Below are 21497 nucleotides of genomic sequence, written 5' to 3'. Positions count from 1 at the left end.
TAGTATCTTGGTTATTAGGGTCAACTGGTGGAACTACTCCAATACCTTTTCTTGAACGTATTGAAAAGTGTTTTGTTTCTACAGGAACATTTTCATATTCTCCATTATACTCATTCATGAGTCTATGCTTACATATAGGGCATAAATCTCCCTCAATTTGAACTCCAAGCATCTCTTCAAATTCTTTTCTAAGATGTTTGGGTATTAAATGAAGTGGTTCTTCATGCATAGGACATCCTTTTATACTATATATTGGTGGTGCTGTTTCTAAAACTTTTTTAACTGCTTCAACAAGTGAAGATTTACCTGCACCAACTGGTCCTACTAAATATAAAACTTGTCTTGCTTCCTCACCTTTCATTGCAGCTGAATAAAAGTAATTCATAAGTTTCATAACAACTTTATCTATTCCATAAAAGTCATCCTTAAAAAAGTTATACTTTTTAATTTTCTCATGTCCATAAAGTTTTTTAATCTTTGGATTATCTTCGGGCTTTAAAATTTCAAATCCCTGCTCTATTATAAGGTCATATATCCTCTTATGAGAAAGTTTAACTGCATCAGGGTTTTCTTTAATAAGCCCTAAGTACTCTATAAACGTACCTTCAAACTTATAACTATTTCTACTTTCTCTATCACTTTGAATAAATTCTTTAAAATCCATATCTATAACCCTCCTTTTGTATAAGTCTATTCATTATACATATCTATCTATGCTATTTTTTTCATTTTTTTCTCTAAAAAACTTTCTTATTTTACATAAAGTTTTTTTATCATTATCCTTTTTCTACTATCCGATATATACTAAAACTTTAAAATCTCCTTATAAAATCAAGAGTTTAATCCTTTTATTATTTTCTATAATTATTCCTAAACCTAAAAAACACCTAGCAATTTAAAATTGCTAGATGCTCTCTTTATTTTCGTCTAACTCTTGGTTGTGAAACCATAAGCATTGTTCCAAATATAACAACTACTGATGCTATAATCATTGATATAGTTATACTTTTACCTTGTAGACCTAAAGCAAATATCATTGCCCAAATTGAACAAGTTGAATTTAGTCCCATTGCTTTTGTAGGTCCTACTGAATCTATTGTTTTATAATAGAATATTATAGATATAGTTCCTGCAAGTGCTGCAAGAATAAACATAAATAATGTCCCTCTATGTAATATTACATCTCTCGCAATTGGAAGTGCTCCAAGTAGTGGAAGAAATATTAAAAAATATGTAAGCCCTGATATCATTTGTCTTATCTGAAGTACAAATTCTGGTCTAAGATTTTCATCTGCTTCAAGCCCTACAGCACATAAAACAGTTTCACCACCCCAACCAAGCACTGCCATAACTGCAAAACCTATTCCAACGAGTGTTAATGGTTGTGAGTTTCCACCCCATCCAAGTATTATAACTCCTAGTATACTAACTCCTAGTCCAATCCAAGCTTTATAATTTAATTTTTCTTTTAAAACTATTGATGAAAACAAAGCTCCAACTGCTGGATAAATAGCTGTAACTGTCGCTGCATTTGAAGCTCCCATATAGTTAACTGCTCCATAATATCCTGTCATAGCTACTGGTCCAGCTAAAAATCCTATTGCAATAACTGTTTTTATAGATTTTCTTTTTACAGCTTTAAATAAGTCTTTTATTTTACCAGTTATTAATATATATATAAATGTCCAAACTCCCGAGAGCGAATCATGAAAAAAAACTCCTACAAATGGAGCTACTATCGCTGCTGATTTTAAGCTTATAAACGGAAACATACTTAGTGCCATAGCACTAAAAACTGTATCAAGCCCCCACATAAGTCCCGCTATAAGTCCTTGACTAGTTCCTTTAACTACATTATTCTTCATTCGTATCACTACTAATTATCTTAGTAGTTTCACCCCTTTCAATTATCAGATATCTGATATATATTTACGCATAAAAATTAAAGTTCTATAGAATATATCTATAAAACTTTAATCCTTATTTATTTTACCCTAAATAATCTATTTATACTATTAATTATCTAGCTTTATTTTTCTTAGCTTTTTGCTCTTCGTATCTCATCTTACCCTCTTCAAAGTTAAGCTTATCCTCTTCTGTTTCAAGTATTAAACTTGGAACTTCCTTAGGTTTATTATTTTCATCTAAAGCTACCATTGTAAAGTAAGCTGATAATGCTTTTGCTTTATAACAAACATCTTTACATTCAAGACTTTCAACTTCCACTAATATTTTCACCTGCATTGAAGATCTACCAACATAAACAACTTCCCCTGTGCATGTTACTAGATCCCCTATGTATACTGGTTGGTGGAATTGAAGTTCATCAACTCTTGCTGTAACTGTATTACAGTTAGCATATCTTCTTGATGATGCATAAGCTGTTGAATCCATTATCTTCATAAGATCTCCACCATGCATATTTCCTGCTACATTTGATGAACTTGGCCATACTACTTCACTTGTTATAATTTTTGAATCTGAAGGTCTTTTTTCCATTTTACTTCTCTCCTCTTTTATCTTATGTTTAATAATAGATAATCTATTATTTCTCTCTCACTTTAACTAATAATTATTATTAGTAACTAATAATAATTATATATTATAAAGCTATTTTTTTCAACACCATTTTAATATATATAATAATTACCAAGTATATTTATTATATACCTGATAATTTTATAAACTTACTAATTAATCTTATAAATTATAGAATTCTGTAAATGATTTTATACAACTTACATGATCATCAACTGACCCAAGTTCTCTTATTGAATGCATTGCAAGTACAGCTGTACCCATATCTACAGTTCTAACTGCTAAATGTGATGAAGCTATTGGTCCAAGTGTTGAACCACCTCTTACATCTGATCTATTTACAAATCTCTGAACTGGAACTCCAGCTTTTCTACAAATCATTTCATAAACTGCAGCTGATTCACTATCTGTTGAGTAACTTTGAGATGCAGCTATTTTTATAACTGGACCTTTACCCATAAGTGGTCTAACTATTGGATCATGTTTCTCTCCAGCATTTGGATGAACTGCATGAGCAAGGTCTGCTGAAATTAAGAATGAATTTGCAACAGCTCTAAATAAATCTTCTCTGCTTCCACCAAGAGATAAAACTATTCTCTCTAAAACTTCTGTAAAGAATGGAGAATCTGCACCTTGCTTTGTTCTACTTCCAACTTCTTCATTATCATAACAAAGCATAACATTTACACCATTTTTAATCTTTGCATCAATTAAAGCCTTAGTTCCAGCTTGAATCATAGCAAGATTATCAAGTCTTCCTGTTGATATAAAATCTTCATTCACTCCAATTATTGAACCTTTTTGATATTCATATGGCATAAGCTCAAAATCAAGAATATCTTCTACTTTAACATTCATTTCACTTGCTAAAAGATTTAATAAGAAATTATCTTTCTCCATCTCTTCATTTACAAGTGCAAGTAAAGGCAATGTATCTTTTTGTGCATTAATTTTAACACCATTATTTATATCTCTATTCATATGAATAGCTACATTTGGTATTATCATTACTGGTTTATTTATATTAATAATTTTACTTACTGGTTTTAAAGGGTTTTCTGAAACAAGTGTAACTCTTCCAGCTAGTCCAAGTGGTCTATCAAACCAAGTATTAAGAATTGGTCCACCATAAACTTCTGAATTAAGTTTCATGTAATTTTTTTCAGCTATCATATCAGCACTTGGTTTAATTCTAAATCCTGGTGCATCAGTATGTGCTCCAATTAATTTAAATCCATGTTCTGCAACATTTCCTTCTCCAACTTCAAAAGCAACAAGTCCACTATTGTTTTTTTCAACAAAGTATTTTCCTTGTACCTTAAGCTCCCATTTATCTGAAGATTTAATTTCTTTAAAACCTTCCTTTGTAAGCCAAGTTTTTAATGTTTCAACTGCATTATAAGCTGTTGGGCTTTCATATATAAAATCTATTAATTCATTTGCTATTTGTTTTTTCATATTATTTAATACACCTCTCCGTTCATTATATATATTTATTATACACGTTTTATTTAAATTTTAAAATTTTCATTTTTGTATATTTAAGCTTTTTTATATGAATAAAATGCTTTTGCACTAGCTGTAATCTGGCTTAGTGTCCAAGTTTTATTAGAATCTACTATACTATCTGGATTATTCATTATTATTTTACCCTCTTTATCAAGACCTGCAAGAACTATAATATGTCCTGTTAATGTAAATTCTCCTGGTCCAAGTGATACAATAACTGGATGTCCACTTCTTAAAGATTCCATAACTTGTGAGCTACTAATTTCATTTGCATCAAGTCCAAAATGCCTTGCAACACTTGTCATAAGAGTTCCATTAGAACCTTGATTCCATGAATACCCTCCATGTTTCGCACTATAATCAGCAACAACTCTTGGATTTATACTTGTATCACCAGTAAGTCCTACCACAACCATAGCAAGAGATGTTGGTCCACATCCATCCATTGCTATAGGTCCATTACCATACCAATCATAGCCCCACTGTTTGTCCCATTGTTGAAATAGTGGTATTTTTCCTTTTTTATAATAAGAATCAATATTTATTGGTTGATTTTGCTTTTTATCTACATAACCTGCTGTATACGGAATAGATTCTGGATGCATAACTGCAAGTTGAATTAAATATGATGGTATTTTACTACTATTATCAACTATTGATTGTATTGTTTTATCATTATATTTCTTTGCTTCTCTTGATAACTTATCAATCTGCTCTTTTAATGATGAACCCCACCATCTATTATTATCAGTATTCTCTTTATCAAGATTTTGAATTGTACTTCCAAGTTCTTTATATTGTACTTGTCTACTTTTTATAATATTTTTATTTAAATTATTATCTACAACTGTAGCTTTCTCATTTTTATCTTTATCTATACTTTTAACTTTATGTCCTACTTCTTTTACTGTAGGGCTTTCTAATTTGTTTTGAATATTATTTTCAAATAAATTTTTATTATGTACACTAGCATATACTGCATAGCTTCCACCTGCTACAATTATGATACTAGCTATAATTATGCCTATTATCGTCTTTTTCTTCATATGTACTATCATCCTTATCTTCATTTATATAGAAGATTATTATAACAAATTCTCCAAATTTATTTTTAATATGTTTTTATTAATTTAATATCAATTTTTTAACTTTAAATATATTTGTATAGAAATCAGTCTGAATTTATACTATATTGTTAAATTATAAAGAGAAAGGTATAATTCCTATTTTTTTTAGGAATTATACCTTCTTTATTAAGATACTGTTATATATTTTTTTGAAACAAATGCTGAATCTGATTTAGATGACTTAATTTTATACCATCCACCACTTTCACCTACTATTTCAACTGTTTCATTATTTCTAAGATATGTTACCACTTTCCCCTGCATACTAGCATCATTTCTTACATTTAAAACTGTACTAATCCCTGAAACTTTACCTCTTTTTAATACTTCTGTATTATCAGTATTCGCATCTGAATTTCCTGAATTATTAATAACCTTGATATATTTACTACTTACATAACCAGTTTTCCCATTTGAAAGTGTTACATTATACCAACCATTTTTTTCAGAATTAATTTTCACAGTAGTATTATTTATGATTGTTGTTAATACTGAATAATTTGTTCCTGCACCACTTCTAACATTAAGTCTTGATGATATTCCTATAACTGTACCATTTCTAACACCATCAGTTGGTGGTACTGGAATTTCTGGTTTTACTGGAACCGCTGGCTTTTCAGTATCTGGTTTTGAAACTTCTGTATTCTCTGTTACCTTAATATACTTACCACTTACATAACCAAACTTTGTTGACCCATTAACAGAATAATCAACTTTGTGCCAACCATTTTTACTTTCATAAATATTAATATTTTGCCCTGCTTTAAGACTTCCAACTACTGAATGACCTGTCCCTGCTCCACTTCTAATATTAAGTCTACTACTCACATTTATAACTTTCCCCTTTGCAGTCATTGTTGGTGCTTCTGGTTTTCCTGTTTCTATATCTTCATCAACTTCTGGTGCAACTTGTCCATTATCAAAACTTCTAGCTTCATCAACAAGTTTATAAACCTGCTGTCCATAAGTTGCATTAACCTGTGCCGCTTCTTTAAGTGAGCCATATTGACTTGTATTATATCCTGGATATGCCCACCTTCCTGCAAGTTCTTCAACTGACGGTGCACTTCCTCTTGTTACTAGATTAAATCTTGGATCAATACAAGGATTAACTAAAGCTTCTGTTGATGCATAAGCTTTTAAATGCTGAACTTGCGCTCTTATACCTTCTCTTGCAGTTGCAAAACTATTTTTAGCCCCTGAATCTCCAGTAACTCCAATTCCAGCAAAATTATTATCCTTATAACTAAGTTCTCCACCAAACCTAAACCAACCTGTTTCTTTTATAGCCTGTGCAATAACTATATCAGCTCTTACACCCTCAACTGCTGATTCTTCGTAAACTGTATCAACCCATTCATTCATACTCACAGTAAGCTTATAGTCAAACCCATACTTATTTTTTTGTGAATTTAAATAACTTTTAAAAGCTTCTTTTGATACAGAAGGACCTCCCATAATACTATGCTTTACTGGAAAATTATCTCCATGACCTCTAAGCATTTTACCATCTTCATTTTGATCTTTTTTAGAATTATCACCATCTGTTGGAAGTGCCATTGCAATATTCCCACCAATTGTACTTGCTACAATAGATGTTGCAATCAATGTTTTCAATACCTTATTTTTCATAAATTCCACCCTTTAACCTATTTTATTTTTATTATAATATTTTTATAAAATCATCTTTAACATACCCTATTTTTTTATTACCATTTGCTACAAACTCAATTTTATGCCAACCATCTTTATGATCTAAAATTGTTACAATAGAATCACCTAGAATATACCCAACAACCGAATGATTAGTTCCTCTTCCAGACCTCACATTTAAATTTGTATCTATATTTATAACTTTACCTTTTTGTTCTACCTGTTCAACAGTTCCACTATCTATTTTTATATACTTCTTACTTACGAACCCTAATTTCCCATTATACTCAATATTATACCAACCATTTACTTCACTATTAACCTTAACCTTCGCATTTAATCCTATCTTTCCTATTACAGAATATCCTGTTCCTGCCCCTGACCTAATATTAAGTGCTGAAGTTTCAGAAATATTAAAAACAGTTCCCATTTTAGTTGTTATCTCTGGAATTTCAGGAATAACTGGCTTATCAGTATTTCCACCATCACTCTCACTACCTACAATACTTATATATGATTTACTTACATACCCGATTTTCCCATTATAAGCTATGTTATACCAACCATCTTTTTCATAATTAACCTTAACTTTTTGACCTTTTGAAACTTTATCTTTTATACTATAAGATGTACTTGGTCCTGTTCTAACATTTAAATATGAACTTACTCCAACAACTCTACCATTTTTATTTATGTTACCTTCATTTCCTGAACTTTCATCATCTATTTCAGCAAACTTTATATAATCACTACTAACAAATCCTGTTTTACCACGGTAACTTATGTTATACCATTCATTTTTAGTTTTATAATTAACTCTAACTTTTGTATTTAATGGCAACTTATCTTTAACCGCATGATTTGTTCCTGCACCAGCTCTAACATTCAAACCTGAACCTGATGAAATATTGGCAACAACTCCATCCTTATTTATAGGTGTTGTACTCTCTCCAATCTCTGGCTTCTCAATCTCTGGTTCTTCTATGTCAGGCTTTTCAATCTCTGGTTCTTCTACATCAACTAATACCTTTATATAATTAGCACTAACAAAACCAGTTTTTCCTGCATAACTGACATTATACCAACCATTCTTTGTTTTATAATTAACTTTAACTTTTGAATTTGCTGGAATTCTCATTTCAACTAAATCATTTATACTTGCACCACTTCTCATATTAAGTGATGAACCATTACTTACATTGACAACCTGACCATCTTTGTTAATTTGTTCATTCTCATCAACTTCTGGTTTTTCTATCTCTGTATCACTATCTATAATTTTTATATAATTTTTACTCACATATCCCTCTTTCCCATTAGCATAACTTATATTATACCAACCATCTTTTTCATGATTAACATCAACTTTTGAATTTACAGAGAGGCTATCAATAACTGAAAAACCTGTTCCTGCACCACTTCTTACATTTAATGAACTACTTATATTTGAAACTTGTCCTTTTTTGTTTATTGGTGTTACATTTTCTTCCCCAGTATCTGTACCACCATTTCCACTATCTGCATCAACATCACCATCTAATATTTGAACATATTCCTTACTTACATACCCATAAGTTTTTCTAGTTCCCATAAAATCAACTTTATAGAATCCATTTTCTTCTCCATATATATTCATTTTTTTATTTGGATAAACATTTCCAAGCACTGCTGATGTTGCACTTGCCTGTGTTCTTATATTTAAGTGTGAACTTACATTTATAAGTTTTCCTTTTGCTGTTGGCATTTTTCCATCATTTACAAATGATTCCCCTTGCATACCTACTGCTGCTTTAGACTTAAACTCTTCCCACATATTAGGTCTATCTTGAATCATCATTCTTGAACAAATTTTCCCTGATGCATGATTGTGCATTACTATATTTTGAGCTGGTATATTATACTTTCTCATAAGATTTCTTGTAAGTGCTATACCATTTTCATATGTTTTATCAAAATTACCACCTGCATTTACGGCTAGTTCAATCCCTATTGAATTACTATTTTGAACAGTTGCACCATTTCCACCATCACCAATATGCCATCCTCTCCATGTATCTTCTAATACTTGTACAATATTTGAATCATCAACTATATAATGAGCTGATGCATTTGCATTTGGATGATTCGCAAAATAATCTCTATTTGCCATAGCATCTGCTGTTCCTGCTCTATTATCCGTATCATGAATAACTATATATTTCGGTACTATAGTTACCCCCTTTGAATAATTTATATCTATAAGTTTTTTATTTACTCTTATCCCGTTTATAACTTCTGTACTTTTTTCATTTATCCCTTGTACTGAATCAATATTTTTATCACTATCTAAATTTGAACTAATGTCCTCCGCTAAAGCTAAACTTGACCCATCTGTTACAATTCCTGCCAAGATTAAAGAGGACATTAAAACTGTCTTTAATTTATTTTTTTCCATATTATACCCCTTATAATTTTATTACAAATTAGTTACAATACTAATTATATCATTTATCGTCCTATTTCAGTGTTTTTTTATACATTTTTTTGTTTTTTTTCAAATTTCTTCATCTTAAATATTCAGAAATTCAACACATCTATATGATATAATGTTCACATATAAATAATAATGATTCAGATTTAGTTATATCTTAATTTGAATCATTATTAGTCGTTATCTAAAAGCTTATCTTATTTTTTTAATTAAGATTATATAGCCATTAGATATCAGATAAATCTAAATGGAGGTAATTATGTTTTCAAACTTATTAATATCAAAATTTGTACCAAATCATAAAGAGGTAACAAATGAAAAAGTAAGAAGTTCTTATGGCTATCTTGCTAGTATTGTTGGAATAATTTCTAACATAGTCTTATTTATAATAAAGTTTACAATCGGTTTTTTAACTGGCAGTATAGCTATAACAGCAGATGCCTTTAATAACCTTTCAGATGTTTTATCATCAATAATAACAATTGCAGGATTTAAACTTTCTCAGGCTCCACCTGATAAAGAGCATCCTTTTGGGCATGGTAGAATGGAATATATATCAGCTTTTGTAGTTTCTTTTATTGTAATAATAGTCGGACTTGAATTTTTGAAATCATCTGGTGAAAGAATATTTAATCCTTCATTAGTTGAATTTAAGTTAATTCCATTTATTTTACTTGTATTAACTGTATTCGTTAAGATATGGCTTGGATTTTTCAGTACAAGGATTGGTAAAAAAATAAATTCTAGTGCTATAAAAGCTTCAGGTATGGATGCCTTTGGTGATGTTTTTGCTTCAACTTGTGTTGCAATATCTTTTTTAGCAGTAAAATTTACAACACTACCAATTGACGCATATGTTGGAGCTATTGTTTCATTATTTATAATTTATGCTGGTGTATCACTACTTAGAGAAACTATTAGTTCTCTTATAGGAGAAGCACCTGACCCTGAATTTGTAGAAGAAATTGAAAATGCTATAAAATCTTATAAATATATAACAGATGTACATGATGTTATAATTCATAACTATGGAGTAGGACGAGCTATGGCTTCACTTCATGTAGAATTCCCAGCTGATGTTGATATTATAGAAATGCATAATATCATTGACCAAGCAGAAAGAGAAATATCAGCAAAATATAATTTATATCTTACTGTGCATATGGATCCTATTTATATTCCACAAGGAGAAAGTGCTCTTGTAAAAGAAAAGATAATGCAGATGGTTGATTATAATCCTTTATTAAAATCAATGCATGATTTTAGAATAATCCAATGTTCTGATAGAATAGATTTAAGATTTGACATAGTTGTTGACTATATTAAGGCTAAAAATATTATGACCGATTCTGATATTGTTGACTCTATTTATTCTAGGGTTAAATTAGAACACCCAAACTATAATTGTATAATTACACTAGATAAAGAATATCATTAAAGAATATTTTTTTGATTTTCAAGCATACTATTATATGTAGGGTTAAGTACTAGTTGTAATTTCTACAACTTTCAAAAATTTATTTATGACATAAATTTTTGAATTATTTAAGAGTAAGCAAATTTGCTTACTCTTTCTTTTTTTGCTTAATTTACTAATTTATATTTATGATGCTTAAACTAAATTTAAATTCAAATTAAATTTCTATAGAATTTATTTATACCATAATTAAATTTTACTTTATTTATAAATCCATATTATAATATAGTTATAATTCACTGAAAAGGAACTAAACAAATGAAAAAACAACAGAGTACTAAAAAACCTTTAAATAAACAAACACGACCAAGACAAAATCCAAATTCTAAGTCTAATTTAAAAACTAGACCGAGAACTAGAACTAATAGTAAAAGAAAGACTAAAACTATTAGGAAGTTCAATATTTTTAAATTTTTAAAAAGTATGTTCATAATAGTTGCAATAATAATTGGAATAAATTTTTTAATATCAGTTTTAACGCCAAAAGCTGCACCTGTTAAAAATACAAATCCAGCTATTCCAACTGTACCGTTACCTAAACCACTACAATTGCCTGCACCACCTATAGTTCCTGTTAAGCCTACTTTAACACCTCAAGATTATAATCAAAAACAAGAAAAGCTTATTGAAAGTATTTTTAGGTTTAATCAGAATATTTATATGACTATAAATGGAGATAACTTTGTCAATCTGTATCCAGATTCTCAAAATGCAGTTAATGCTTTAAGTTCAAACCTTAGTATATATGCTACTAAACTTAGTCCAAGCCTAGTACAAAGTGATTCTACATTTTTATCAGAGCTTATTATTAAAAATAACGCTTTTATAAATGATGCTATAACTTATAACAAAGCTGCACTTACTAAAAATATAAGTAAAGAAGCGCTTGCTAAACTTCATAAACCTTTACTTGCATCTTATAATGCAATAAATCAATTTATGAATTCTAATATAAATTTATTTAAATAAAAATATAGTGATTGATAAAGATTTTATCAATCACTATAAATTTATTTCTTTATTTCTTTATCTAAACTAACTAAATGAACTCCATTTATTCCTGCTAACATAACTGTATCACCACTTGATAATGTTATTTTAATATTTTGTGCACCCTGACAATTTAAAATCTCATTGAATATTGGCATCCCTATAAGACTATTTACACTTATCATTCCATCACTACTTGGAATTTCCATCATATAATTACCTTGTTTTATATCCGTTCCTACTTGATATATACCTGAATTTAAAACTGTTTTAAAATCTCTTACATAGGGAACAAATCTAACATTTGTCATACCTGAAATTTCTAAACAATCTCCATTTTTAAGTAATACAAGTGACTTCATAATATTCTTAGAATCTTTTTCTACCATACTTGATTCTTGAATTTTTTCACCTTTATTATTATAAACTTTTATACTTCCACTTTCCGTTGTTTGTGCAAGATATATCCCTTGTGGTATTTGCTTTCCAACAGTATATTTCCCAAGCCCTAAAACAGTTTCTTTTGCATCTTTATTACTTAAAGTTCCATCTGCATTTGTAGGTCCTTGAATAATCAATGTTGAACTTTTCATTATAGGATTTTGCTTATCTAAAACTACTTTATTTTCTGTCTTTTCTAAGGTATTTGCATACCATACTCCCCAAACTATAAGTGCAGCTCCAATAATAAAAAGTATCCAAAACCAAACTCTTTTATAAAATGGTCTTTTTCCATAGCCAAGGCTATCAAATTCATCCATAATAACTCTCCTTCGCTTCTTTAGTTTTAAATTTTCATATTATAGTTTATCCTATTCTTACAAATTTTATAGATTTTATTTTAAAACATCTAAAATTTCCTCTGTTGTTCTAAGTCTTCCTATTTTAGGGAATATAATATTTAAGACATACTCATTTTCTTCCTCTGATATTCCTGTCATCGCATCTATTACAAATATTTGATTAAACCCTCTTTGATATGCTTCTCTTGCTGTTGTATCCACACCTATTCCTGTTGCTATTCCACATAATATTATTGTTTCTACTCCCCTTCTTCTAAGTTGAAGTTCAAGTTCTGTTCCATAAAATGCGCCCCATTGTCTTTTAGTTATAATATTTACTCCCTCTATACTTGTAAGCTCTGGAAGTAAAATATCCCACCCCTCTTTATATGGAAATGCCTGATAATTATCAAGTTCTGGTTTTAATCCACATTTTGCATCTGCACTAACTCTTACAAGAAAAACATCTCCACCATTTTTTCTAAACTCTTTTACAAGCTTTACTGAATTTTCTACTACTTTATCTCCACTATATGGTGTAAGGCCTGCTCTCCTAGCTATCCCCTCTTGTAAATCTATTACCACCATTGCTGTTTTTTCTATATTTATTATACTTTTATCCATTATAAATTCCTCCTTAGCTCTTACTATTTATTATCATCCCCTACTTTTCCTTCTTAAATGCAAAAAGTAGTAAGATATACTTTAAAAGTATACCTTACTACTAATAGTTATAATTAACATTTTTCTAACAGATTTTGTTACTACTCTTCATTTATAGTTTCAACAACCTTAAGCTTTGCAGCTCTACGTGCTGGTGAAATTCCTGATACTATTGCAACTATAAACGTTACAATAAATCCAAGTAATACATTTGCAAATGTTAGATGTATATTAAAATCTTTTCCTATATGAGTTAAATAAAGATTAGCAGCAAATATTCCAACAATAGCTAGTATACAACCAACCACTCCACCAATAACTCCAAGAACTATTGATTGTGTTAAGAATATTGTTCTAATATTTCCCTTAGTTGAACCAAGTGCTCTCATTATCCCAATCCATTTTCTTTTTTCTTGAACAGTCATAGTCATTGTATTTACAAGTCCAACACTTGCTACTGCTATAACAATTACTGCTGCAATATCAAGAATTGTTTTTATAAACCCTGTGAATACACTAGCAATTCCTACAACTTCTCCAAGACTAAATGTCCCATATCCAAGTTTAGTATTTATCTCACTACTCATTCCACTTATAACTTTCTGATTTGCTACATCTATTGTAACCATTGAATAATTTGTTTTATAGTCTGAAAGTTTCTTTCCACTATAATACGCATTTATCTTATCTGTTACACTACTTAAAGTAATAATATTCCCTGGGTAATATGCATTAGGCTCTTTATATATCCCTTGTACTATCCCTTTTATCAGAAGAGGCTTCTTTGCTGGCATACCTTCAAAACTTGGCATACTAACATCTAAAGTCATCTCTTTCCCTATAACAGAATTATAATCTGTAATCCCCATATCTTTTAAATACGCTTCATTTATTAAAAATTGATTACCTGCACCAGTTAAATCTTTACCTGCTACAACTTTTTCAACTTGCTTATACTTATAATCTTTTGCAAACCCAAGTATTAAAGGATTTGAACCTTTTTCACTTACACCTGAAATTTCTAAACTATTAGCCTTTGCACCACTGTATGCAAATAAATCTTTAACATTTTTAATTTTTGCTATATCTGAAAGTGTCTGATTTGTTATAGCTTTTGAATTATCTTCTTCCTTTGGATTAAGCTGTTTATTTACTGTATATGGAAGAAATGTAGGTTTCTGATTCATCTGCTCTGATGCTGCTACACCTGATTTATTTGCATTATATTTTTCTGGTAATACCATCACTTGATTTAAATTACCAAAGCTTGATATAAAAGTTGTTGCTGTTTTACTTATTGTATCACCAAGACCTTGCATAGAAACAAGTAACATACACCCAACCGAAATTGCAATTATAGTTAAAATACTTCTAAGTTTTCTTCTACTAATATCGCTTGTTGCCATCGATATTCCATCTATTAATTTCATCTTTTGTACTCCTTTCTACTGTCTTAATGATTTAATTGGGTCAAGTTTTGCTGCTCTGCTTGCTGGATAAACTCCTGCTAAAACAGATATAACTATTGAAAATATTATTGTAGCTAAAATAAGCTCAAAAGGTACATTTTTCATTATACTTACCTTTTGTCCTTGCTTAAATAACATATCTGAAATTCCAAAACTAATAAGTCTATATAATAATACACTTATTATAGAACCAATAATTCCTCCAACAAGACCAATTACACCTGACTGGAATAGGAACATTGAACGTATATCTGAATTACTTGCACCAACTGATTTCATAACTCCAATACTCTTAGTTCTTTCTGTAACTGCCATAATCATAGTATTAATTATTCCTATTGCAGCAACAATTAAAACTATAATCCCAAGTATAGATAAAACAAGTAGAATATTATCAAAGTTTGCATTTATACTATCAACTTTCTGCTTATCAGAAGTTGCACTATACCCAAGCTTTGTAATAGCCTGCTGTATACTTGCAACATTATTCATATTATTTGCTTCTACAACCACACCATTATATCCATAATTTTTCATAAAGCTTGTTGTAAACTGTAAAAACCCAACAATTGTTGAAGCATTTTTTGAACTCATAACAAATTTATTACCATCTGGCATATATTTACTCTCTACACCCTTAACTACAAAAGTTTTCTTAAGTGGCGTAACACTTTTACCATCTATATTATCAATATCAAAAGTTAATTTTTTCCCAATAATTTCACTTGGGTTTTTAATTCCTAGGTCATGTAGTAATGACTCACCAACTAAAATCCCATCTGTATCATCCTTAGTTAAATTACTTCCTGCTATTATAGGTTTAAAATTTACATCCTTTGATGAACTTTTTGCACTACTCACATCCGTATCAAAATAATCATTATAATCTAAATCATATCCTTTGATAGGGAAATTCCCATAGTATGTTTTTCCATCAATTCTGATCTTTGCAAGGCTTGCTCCTACATATGCCTTAATACCAGCAACATCTTTGACAGTACCAATTTCATTTACTACACTTTTATCTAAAGCCTTAAAGTTATCTTTAAGCCATTGTGGCATTTCTTTAGCCATCTTCTTTGGATCTGTTGGCATCACTGCATCTGCTTTTAATGAAGCAACTGTAATACTTTTTGTGCTTGACCCACTATTAACTGTATCAACTAAGAAGCCTTTTATCATCATTCCAAGCGATACCATTAAAATTATAAGTATAGCTCCAACAGTAATACCTAGTGAAGTTAAAAAAGTTCTCTTTTTTCTTCTACCAAGATCTCTATAAGCCATTGAAATATTATCTGAAATTTTCAAATTAAACCACCTCCTCACTTCGAGAATCACTTATAATATTCCCATCTTTTATCTGTACAATCCTTCTAGCCTTAGCAGCCTCTTCTGGATTGTGAGTTACCATAATAAATGTATAACCCTTATCATTTAAATCATGGAAAAGTTTCATTATGTTATCACCAGTCTTAGAATCTAAATTCCCAGTTGGTTCATCTGCAAAAATTATTTTTGGGTCATTAACTAAAGCTCTAGCAATAGAAACTCTTTGTCTTTGCCCACCTGACATTTCACTTGGCTTATGCTTTGCAAGATTTGCAAGTTCAACTTGTTCTAAAGCTTTCATAGCCTTTTTCTTTCTCTCACTTCTTCCCATACCAGAAAAAATAAGTGGCATCATAACATTTTCAAGAGCTGTTTGAGTATTTTCAAGATTAAAAGCTTGGAATACAAATCCAATCTCCTCATTTCTAAATCTAGCCATTTCTTTATCTTTTTGTCCTGAAATATCTTTTCCATCAAAAAGTATTTGTCCACTAGTTGGACTATCAAGTCCACCTATTATATGCATCATTGTAGACTTCCCTGAACCTGATGGTCCTATAATAGCAAGAAACTCCCCATCTTCAATATTTAAAGAAACATTGTTTAGTGCTACTATAGTTTCTTTTCCCATTTGATATTTTTTAACTATATTTTTAACTTCAATCATTTTTTATTTCTCCTTTGTTATAACTATTATTATAATGAATTTATAAGCTTACTTAGTTATCTTTCCTATTATACTCATAAGTTTATTAAATTCACTCTCTTTTTTGTCAAGTTTTTTAGCTAAAGAATTTTCCTTATCAATGTTAAAGAATCCAACATATTTTTTTATTGAATCATTATTAATAATATGAGTTGCTATTCTTTTTGCTATATAATCTGTTTTTTTTGATATCATCTTAATCCAAAAACTTGCACTTTCTCCATCTGTATTGACCATTCCCGGATTTATAAATTCTGTATGTACATCCATTATACTCTTTTTAGCAAAAAAATTACTAATGTATGCACTTCCTGTATAAGCCCCTAACAATGATTTCATTCCTGAAATATCACCATCTATAAATTTATTATAACTTATTTTTTGAAGAAGTCTTGCATCACCTATATGTATAACTTTGCTAGCCTCTGCATTTTCAAGTAAATTTTTTAGCCCTACTGAAAATAAATATTTTGATATAACACCAGTTATTAAAACATTATTATAACCTTCTCTAGTTATATCAATTCTCTTCTTTGGTCTTATATTTGCATTTAATATTAATATATCTAAACTTTTGTATTTATTTTTATAAAATTCTAAAAACTTTTTATTTTCACTAACTAAAGATAAATCTACTGAAAAAAATCTGTGCTGACATTTATTATTTATACTTTCTAGTTCTTTTATAACTTCATTTCCGCATTCTTCATTTCTTCCTATTATATGGACTGAATATCCATTGCTTGCAAACTCTTTTGCTAAGTATTTCCCTATACCTCTTGTTGCACCTGTAATTAAAACTGTTTTCATATTACCTCACCTCTAAATATAATTCTATATCTAAAGACTATACCTAACAATATACAGATTTTACTTATTGTATATTGTTTATTACCTCACCAATTCTTCCAATAAATTCCTTTCTACTTATTGCACCTGACTTATACTGAAAACCTAATGAAATTATGCAATGAGTTATTGCTTTATCAGTAAAATCAAGAGTATCAATTCCCCCATAAACTTTTTTAAGACCAACATCTGAACTTATTATCTTCATAAAGTACTCAATTGAATTCATATATAAATCTATATCTTCAGATGATTTTCCGTTAATATCTAAAGTTTTAATACTCTCAAGATTACAAAATCTACTAGAATAATACTCAAAAATATAATTATAAATATCTTCAAGTGATTCAAAATACGAATAAAATGTAACTCTTGGTATCTCACACCTCTTACATATATCAACTACTTTTGCATTTTCAAAAGTTTGTTCTAAAAATATAGCTGCTGCCGCTTCTATAATTTTATTCTTTTTTGCTTCATCTAAATTATAAAACGTCTTACTTGGCATATTCTTCCTCCCATTAACTTTTCTTCTCTGTAATGATACATTAATATTTCTACAAATGATATATACCAAAAAAAATAGACCAGCTGACTTATCGTCATCCAATCTATTTTTCTTTATGTAATATCCCATACATATCCATTCAATCTACTTATTACATTAATATAATAGTTATAGCTATTATATTAATGCAATAACCATATTAACACTCATTGAAACTATTAATATAATTTTTGATAAAAAGAACATTCTCTGTTTTATAACAAGTGCCGCTATCGCAGCTATCCCACATATAATTGCTATAAGTCTATCTATATAAAATTCTCCTGGCATTGAATAATATGCCACAAGTGCTAATAAAATAGCAAATATTACTATCCCAAAATATATTCTAAAATCTTTTGCAAGTTTTCCACTCTTGTAAAATAAAGTGATTCCTGCAATTGAAAACATAATTAACATAACGCATGCTAATGACCAAATTGTTGCTATGCTCATTTAAACCCCTCCTTGAACTCATCCTTTGTTTTCACCAATTTTTCACAAAGTTAATCGTATTTTTATTATATCCTTTTTTTCGACATTTTTATCTTTTGTAAACAATAATTTACTCGTTGTTTATAAATTGTTCTTTATTCTTATCTTTTATCAATTAAAATTTAATTTAATTTTACATCATTTTCCTTATTTTTCATATATTTTTTCACATTTTTTTATTAATATACTAATTTTAGTCTATAATACATTATAATATTTTAATTATGCAAAGTCTAATTTTTCTTTAATTTTTTTTTGATTATTATTTAAAAAAGAAATTAAAAGTATTTTTCACAAATATAAAAGCACTCGCATAAATAAGAATTATAAGCTTTTATTTAGGAGATTATTAATGAATAATTTTGATAAACTAATTAAATATAACGAACATATCATACTAAATTTTGATATATCAGATGATAGAATCTTTAAAATCCTTTTAGCTCTTGAATGTATTTTAAACTTTGATGATTACCAATCATTTGACTTACTAAAACTATGTAAGTTTACTAAAACACCATTTGATGAAATAGAATCTTACATCGATATTCTTCTTAGCAGTTCTATAATAACAAGTATAGATACAGAGTCTAAGTTTATTAATCTATATAAACTCAATTATGATGTAATACAAGAATAATAAAAAAGAAAAAGGTTGCTAACTTCTTAGCAACCTTTTTCTTTATTAAATTATCCCTGCACTAAAAAATTATATTCCTTATAATCATTTACTACATTTAACCACTTATTAAATCTCTCTTTTATAGTGTTTAAATCTAACTTCAAATCTTTATTTATATTTAATAGCCTAACATACTCTTTAGAATTATCATCCTGTCTTACTTCATTCGAATATCCATTATCTTTCAAAAAATTCATAAATATTTCAGCTTTATAATTTCTTTTCTTAAACTTAAATTTACCATACATTCTTATTTCTATAATATCATCATCTTCATACACAAGTCCATTATACCTATCCGAATACTTATATGGTATATTAAGCTCTAAAATGTCATCATCAGTTTTATTTGCTTCCGCTATGTATATAGATTTCTTTGTTGGATTCTCTTCTCCACTTTTATAAAAATCCAAAAATGAACACCAAAGTATGCTATCTCCATCTCTTAACTCATATGTATCAATCTCGCTTTTGAGTCTTCCCCAACTTTTTTTTCCTATACATTTCTCTTCTTCAATCACAGACTGTACAGCATCTATGATTTGTTTTCTTCTATCCGTTCCCATAATACTACACACTCCGCCTTTCTTTCTAAGTTTTCTCTTATTTTAAGTCGCTTATCTATTATAGACTAAAGATATTTTATAGTCTATATTTTTTTATTCAATTTTAATATATCATTTGCTATTTTTTCCTTATTTATTCATTTTTTTAATAACTTTCCCGTATGTAGATTTATCAAAATCAATAAATCCTACCTTCTCACTTCTACTATCCATACTAATATCTCTATTATCACCTAACACAAATACTTTTCCATTTGGAACTATTACTTTTAAATCTTTTAACTTAATATTATTTTTACTTAAATAAGGCTCATCTTTAATAACTCCATTTATATATAAGGTTCCACCTAAAATCTCTATAGTATCACCACTAAGACCTATAATTCTTTTTATTATCCTCTGTAATTCACCATCTATATCTATATCAAATATACCTATATCTCCTCTAAACACTTCTTCATCACTATAAGATTTATCTATAAGCAAAATATCCCCTGCAGATATAGCACCCTCCATAGACTTTCCAACCACATAAGTTAAGCTAATATTTTTATATATAATTACAAAAAATATAAATATTAAACTAAATATAAATATAATTTTATTTTTCTTCATCAAGCACCCCTTATTTACTTTATTTTCCATTTATGTAAATAATTATAATACTTTTAGTTAAAAATAGAAATATATTTGTATAAAATAACGAAAAAACTGTGCATAAATTAATATGCACAGTTTATATCTATATTTTTCAAGCTAAACTTGCCTCATCTAAAGCTACAAATTTAACTTCTTTTACATCACTAAAGACTTCTTTTAGAGTGTCTTCTATCATATCTCTATATCTCACTTCTAAAATCCCTCTAGTAAAATCATTTGCTGCTGGAAATATGTATTCATCATTATTAGTGCGTGATAAATTATTTACTCCGATTTTAAGCCATGTATCATATCTCAAATCACTTTTTAAAATCTCTTTTAATTTATCCCTTAAAATTCTTATATGATTTTTATCTATTTTAAGTTCACATATAAACTTACTTTTACTTTCATTTTTAGTTTTCTCTTTTTTATTTTCAATTTTAGGCTTTTTCACCTTACTATTTTTTTTATTTTGCTTATCTTCTATTTTATCAATTAACTCATTTTTTCGTTCTTGAGTATATTCTACTGTTTTTTCTTCTATAATTTCTTTAGTTTCTTCAACCGCATCAATCTTATTTCTTATTAGTCTAAATGAATTGTTTCTTTCATTTGAAATTTCATTTGATGTGTTAGTTATTACTTTTCTATTTAAACTTCCAATTGCTAGTACATCAGCTTTTAATCCTGCTATCTCCATTTTCATTTCAATAAGCTCACTTCTAAGCTTTGCTATCTCATCAATCAGAACTTTAATTTCTGGATTATCCAAATCATTTACACCTCTCTTGTTTCCTCTTCCCTCAAATGCGACATTTCTTACTATACTTACTTATATTCTAGCATATTTTCATATCTTTTTTATCTTTTTTTTTATTTTTCTATTCAAAACCTAACAATTTCAACTTATTATCATTTTTTATAAAAAAAAGAAGATACTATTAGCCAATGTCATTAAGTTAAGAAAGTCTATGATGTTTTTTTAGATGCAAGATATGAA

At 28.7% G+C, this 21497-nt stretch carries 20 protein-coding genes and 1 pseudogene; 3 read left to right on the top strand and 18 right to left on the bottom strand.

The window, feature by feature from the left end:
- From Q0V15_RS05050 to Q0V15_RS05020, 7 genes and pseudogenes are all read right to left on the bottom strand, one after another.
- Nucleotides 1–664: pseudogene (locus Q0V15_RS05050) on the bottom strand (serine protein kinase); the annotation flags it as partial.
- A gap of 253 nt (nt 665–917) precedes the next feature.
- A complete protein-coding gene (locus Q0V15_RS05045; protein WP_297436629.1) occupies nt 918–1865 on the bottom strand; it encodes a DMT family transporter in 948 nt (315 codons plus the stop codon).
- A gap of 154 nt (nt 1866–2019) precedes the next feature.
- Complete coding sequence (locus Q0V15_RS05040; protein ID WP_297436628.1) at nt 2020–2499, bottom strand: acyl-CoA thioesterase; 480 nt, start codon at nt 2497–2499, stop codon at nt 2020–2022.
- Between the two features lie 201 nt (nt 2500–2700).
- The gene (locus Q0V15_RS05035; RefSeq protein ID WP_297436626.1) at nt 2701–3996 is read right to left on the bottom strand and encodes a M18 family aminopeptidase; all 1296 of its coding nucleotides are present in this window, start codon (nt 3994–3996) and stop codon (nt 2701–2703) included.
- Between the two features lie 83 nt (nt 3997–4079).
- The gene (locus Q0V15_RS05030; protein WP_297436625.1) at nt 4080–5093 is read right to left on the bottom strand and encodes a C39 family peptidase; all 1014 of its coding nucleotides are present in this window, start codon (nt 5091–5093) and stop codon (nt 4080–4082) included.
- 207 nt (nt 5094–5300) lie between these two features.
- Complete coding sequence (locus Q0V15_RS05025; protein ID WP_297436623.1) at nt 5301–6806, bottom strand: SH3 domain-containing protein; 1506 nt, start codon at nt 6804–6806, stop codon at nt 5301–5303.
- 31 nt (nt 6807–6837) lie between these two features.
- Entirely contained in the window at nt 6838–9261 is a 2424-nt protein-coding gene (locus tag Q0V15_RS05020) for an SH3 domain-containing protein (RefSeq protein WP_297436621.1), read from the bottom strand.
- A 295-nt stretch (nt 9262–9556) separates the two neighbouring features.
- On the opposite strand from Q0V15_RS05020, the gene Q0V15_RS05015 reads away from it, so the two are divergent.
- Both Q0V15_RS05015 and Q0V15_RS05010 read left to right on the top strand, forming a co-directional pair.
- Nucleotides 9557–10735: a cation diffusion facilitator family transporter gene (locus Q0V15_RS05015; RefSeq protein WP_297436619.1), complete on the top strand. Its 1179-nt coding sequence runs from the start codon at nt 9557–9559 to the stop codon at nt 10733–10735.
- Between the two features lie 297 nt (nt 10736–11032).
- A complete protein-coding gene (locus Q0V15_RS05010; protein ID WP_297436617.1) occupies nt 11033–11743 on the top strand; it encodes a hypothetical protein in 711 nt (236 codons plus the stop codon).
- A gap of 41 nt (nt 11744–11784) precedes the next feature.
- Here Q0V15_RS05010 and Q0V15_RS05005 read toward each other — a convergent pair whose 3' ends face one another.
- The 8 genes from Q0V15_RS05005 to Q0V15_RS04970 form a co-directional block, all read right to left on the bottom strand.
- A complete protein-coding gene (locus Q0V15_RS05005; protein WP_297436615.1) occupies nt 11785–12525 on the bottom strand; it encodes a hypothetical protein in 741 nt (246 codons plus the stop codon).
- A gap of 75 nt (nt 12526–12600) precedes the next feature.
- Complete coding sequence (locus Q0V15_RS05000; RefSeq protein WP_297436613.1) at nt 12601–13170, bottom strand: isochorismatase family protein; 570 nt, start codon at nt 13168–13170, stop codon at nt 12601–12603.
- A 140-nt stretch (nt 13171–13310) separates the two neighbouring features.
- The gene (locus Q0V15_RS04995; protein ID WP_297436611.1) at nt 13311–14639 is read right to left on the bottom strand and encodes an ABC transporter permease; all 1329 of its coding nucleotides are present in this window, start codon (nt 14637–14639) and stop codon (nt 13311–13313) included.
- A gap of 15 nt (nt 14640–14654) precedes the next feature.
- Entirely contained in the window at nt 14655–15989 is a 1335-nt protein-coding gene (locus tag Q0V15_RS04990; RefSeq protein WP_297436609.1) for an FtsX-like permease family protein, read from the bottom strand.
- A gap of 1 nt (nt 15990) precedes the next feature.
- Complete coding sequence (locus tag Q0V15_RS04985) at nt 15991–16677, bottom strand: ABC transporter ATP-binding protein (RefSeq protein ID WP_297436606.1); 687 nt, start codon at nt 16675–16677, stop codon at nt 15991–15993.
- Nucleotides 16678–16725: 48 nt separating this feature from the next.
- Nucleotides 16726–17526: an SDR family NAD(P)-dependent oxidoreductase gene (locus Q0V15_RS04980; protein ID WP_297436604.1), complete on the bottom strand. Its 801-nt coding sequence runs from the start codon at nt 17524–17526 to the stop codon at nt 16726–16728.
- Nucleotides 17527–17590: 64 nt separating this feature from the next.
- Nucleotides 17591–18073 carry a TetR/AcrR family transcriptional regulator gene (locus Q0V15_RS04975; RefSeq protein ID WP_297436602.1) on the bottom strand — a complete coding sequence of 161 codons (483 nt, stop codon included), beginning with the start codon at nt 18071–18073 and terminating at the stop codon, nt 17591–17593.
- Between the two features lie 177 nt (nt 18074–18250).
- Entirely contained in the window at nt 18251–18568 is a 318-nt protein-coding gene (locus Q0V15_RS04970; protein ID WP_297436600.1) for a hypothetical protein, read from the bottom strand.
- Nucleotides 18569–18959: 391 nt separating this feature from the next.
- Here Q0V15_RS04970 and Q0V15_RS04965 point away from each other — a divergent pair, with 391 nt between their 5' ends.
- Nucleotides 18960–19247, top strand: coding sequence for a hypothetical protein (locus Q0V15_RS04965; protein WP_297436598.1), 288 nt, complete (start codon nt 18960–18962; stop codon nt 19245–19247).
- Between the two features lie 50 nt (nt 19248–19297).
- Here the strand turns inward: Q0V15_RS04965 and Q0V15_RS04960 are convergent, their stop codons facing one another.
- From Q0V15_RS04960 to Q0V15_RS04950, 3 genes are all read right to left on the bottom strand, one after another.
- A complete protein-coding gene (locus tag Q0V15_RS04960; protein ID WP_297436597.1) occupies nt 19298–19855 on the bottom strand; it encodes a hypothetical protein in 558 nt (185 codons plus the stop codon).
- A 129-nt stretch (nt 19856–19984) separates the two neighbouring features.
- Nucleotides 19985–20470 (bottom strand): signal peptidase I, encoded by a 486-nt coding sequence (lepB, locus tag Q0V15_RS04955; RefSeq protein ID WP_297436595.1) that lies wholly within the window; start codon nt 20468–20470, stop codon nt 19985–19987.
- Nucleotides 20471–20606: 136 nt separating this feature from the next.
- Nucleotides 20607–21269, bottom strand: coding sequence for a hypothetical protein (locus Q0V15_RS04950; RefSeq protein ID WP_297436594.1), 663 nt, complete (start codon nt 21267–21269; stop codon nt 20607–20609).
- Nucleotides 21270–21497: the final 228 nt, after the last annotated feature.

Origin of the sequence: uncultured Clostridium sp. (assembly GCF_947036855.1) — a bacterium.
Lineage (GTDB): Bacteria > Bacillota > Clostridia > Clostridiales > Clostridiaceae > Sarcina.
The sequence above is the reverse complement of the archived record's forward strand: the minus strand, read 5'-3'. Positions and strand labels throughout refer to the sequence as shown.

Excerpts from the sequence above, each read along its gene's own strand:
- Q0V15_RS05045 (WP_297436629.1), bottom strand. The coding sequence starts at position 1,865 with ATGAAGAATAATGTAGTTAAAGGAACTAGTCAAGGACTTATAGCGGGA.
- Q0V15_RS05040 (WP_297436628.1), bottom strand. The coding sequence starts at position 2,499 with ATGGAAAAAAGACCTTCAGATTCAAAAATTATAACAAGTGAAGTAGTA.
- Q0V15_RS05035 (WP_297436626.1), bottom strand. The coding sequence starts at position 3,996 with ATGAAAAAACAAATAGCAAATGAATTAATAGATTTTATATATGAAAGC.
- Q0V15_RS05030 (WP_297436625.1), bottom strand. The coding sequence starts at position 5,093 with ATGAAGAAAAAGACGATAATAGGCATAATTATAGCTAGTATCATAATT.
- Q0V15_RS05025 (WP_297436623.1), bottom strand. The coding sequence starts at position 6,806 with ATGAAAAATAAGGTATTGAAAACATTGATTGCAACATCTATTGTAGCA.
- Q0V15_RS05020 (WP_297436621.1), bottom strand. The coding sequence starts at position 9,261 with ATGGAAAAAAATAAATTAAAGACAGTTTTAATGTCCTCTTTAATCTTG.
- Q0V15_RS05015 (WP_297436619.1), top strand. The coding sequence starts at position 9,557 with ATGTTTTCAAACTTATTAATATCAAAATTTGTACCAAATCATAAAGAG.
- Q0V15_RS05010 (WP_297436617.1), top strand. The coding sequence starts at position 11,033 with ATGAAAAAACAACAGAGTACTAAAAAACCTTTAAATAAACAAACACGA.
- Q0V15_RS05005 (WP_297436615.1), bottom strand. The coding sequence starts at position 12,525 with ATGGATGAATTTGATAGCCTTGGCTATGGAAAAAGACCATTTTATAAA.
- Q0V15_RS05000 (WP_297436613.1), bottom strand. The coding sequence starts at position 13,170 with ATGGATAAAAGTATAATAAATATAGAAAAAACAGCAATGGTGGTAATA.
- Q0V15_RS04995 (WP_297436611.1), bottom strand. The coding sequence starts at position 14,639 with ATGAAATTAATAGATGGAATATCGATGGCAACAAGCGATATTAGTAGA.
- Q0V15_RS04985 (WP_297436606.1), bottom strand. The coding sequence starts at position 16,677 with ATGATTGAAGTTAAAAATATAGTTAAAAAATATCAAATGGGAAAAGAA.
- Q0V15_RS04980 (WP_297436604.1), bottom strand. The coding sequence starts at position 17,526 with ATGAAAACAGTTTTAATTACAGGTGCAACAAGAGGTATAGGGAAATAC.
- Q0V15_RS04975 (WP_297436602.1), bottom strand. The coding sequence starts at position 18,073 with ATGCCAAGTAAGACGTTTTATAATTTAGATGAAGCAAAAAAGAATAAA.
- Q0V15_RS04970 (WP_297436600.1), bottom strand. The coding sequence starts at position 18,568 with ATGAGCATAGCAACAATTTGGTCATTAGCATGCGTTATGTTAATTATG.
- Q0V15_RS04965 (WP_297436598.1), top strand. The coding sequence starts at position 18,960 with ATGAATAATTTTGATAAACTAATTAAATATAACGAACATATCATACTA.
- Q0V15_RS04960 (WP_297436597.1), bottom strand. The coding sequence starts at position 19,855 with ATGGGAACGGATAGAAGAAAACAAATCATAGATGCTGTACAGTCTGTG.
- lepB (WP_297436595.1), bottom strand. The coding sequence starts at position 20,470 with ATGAAGAAAAATAAAATTATATTTATATTTAGTTTAATATTTATATTT.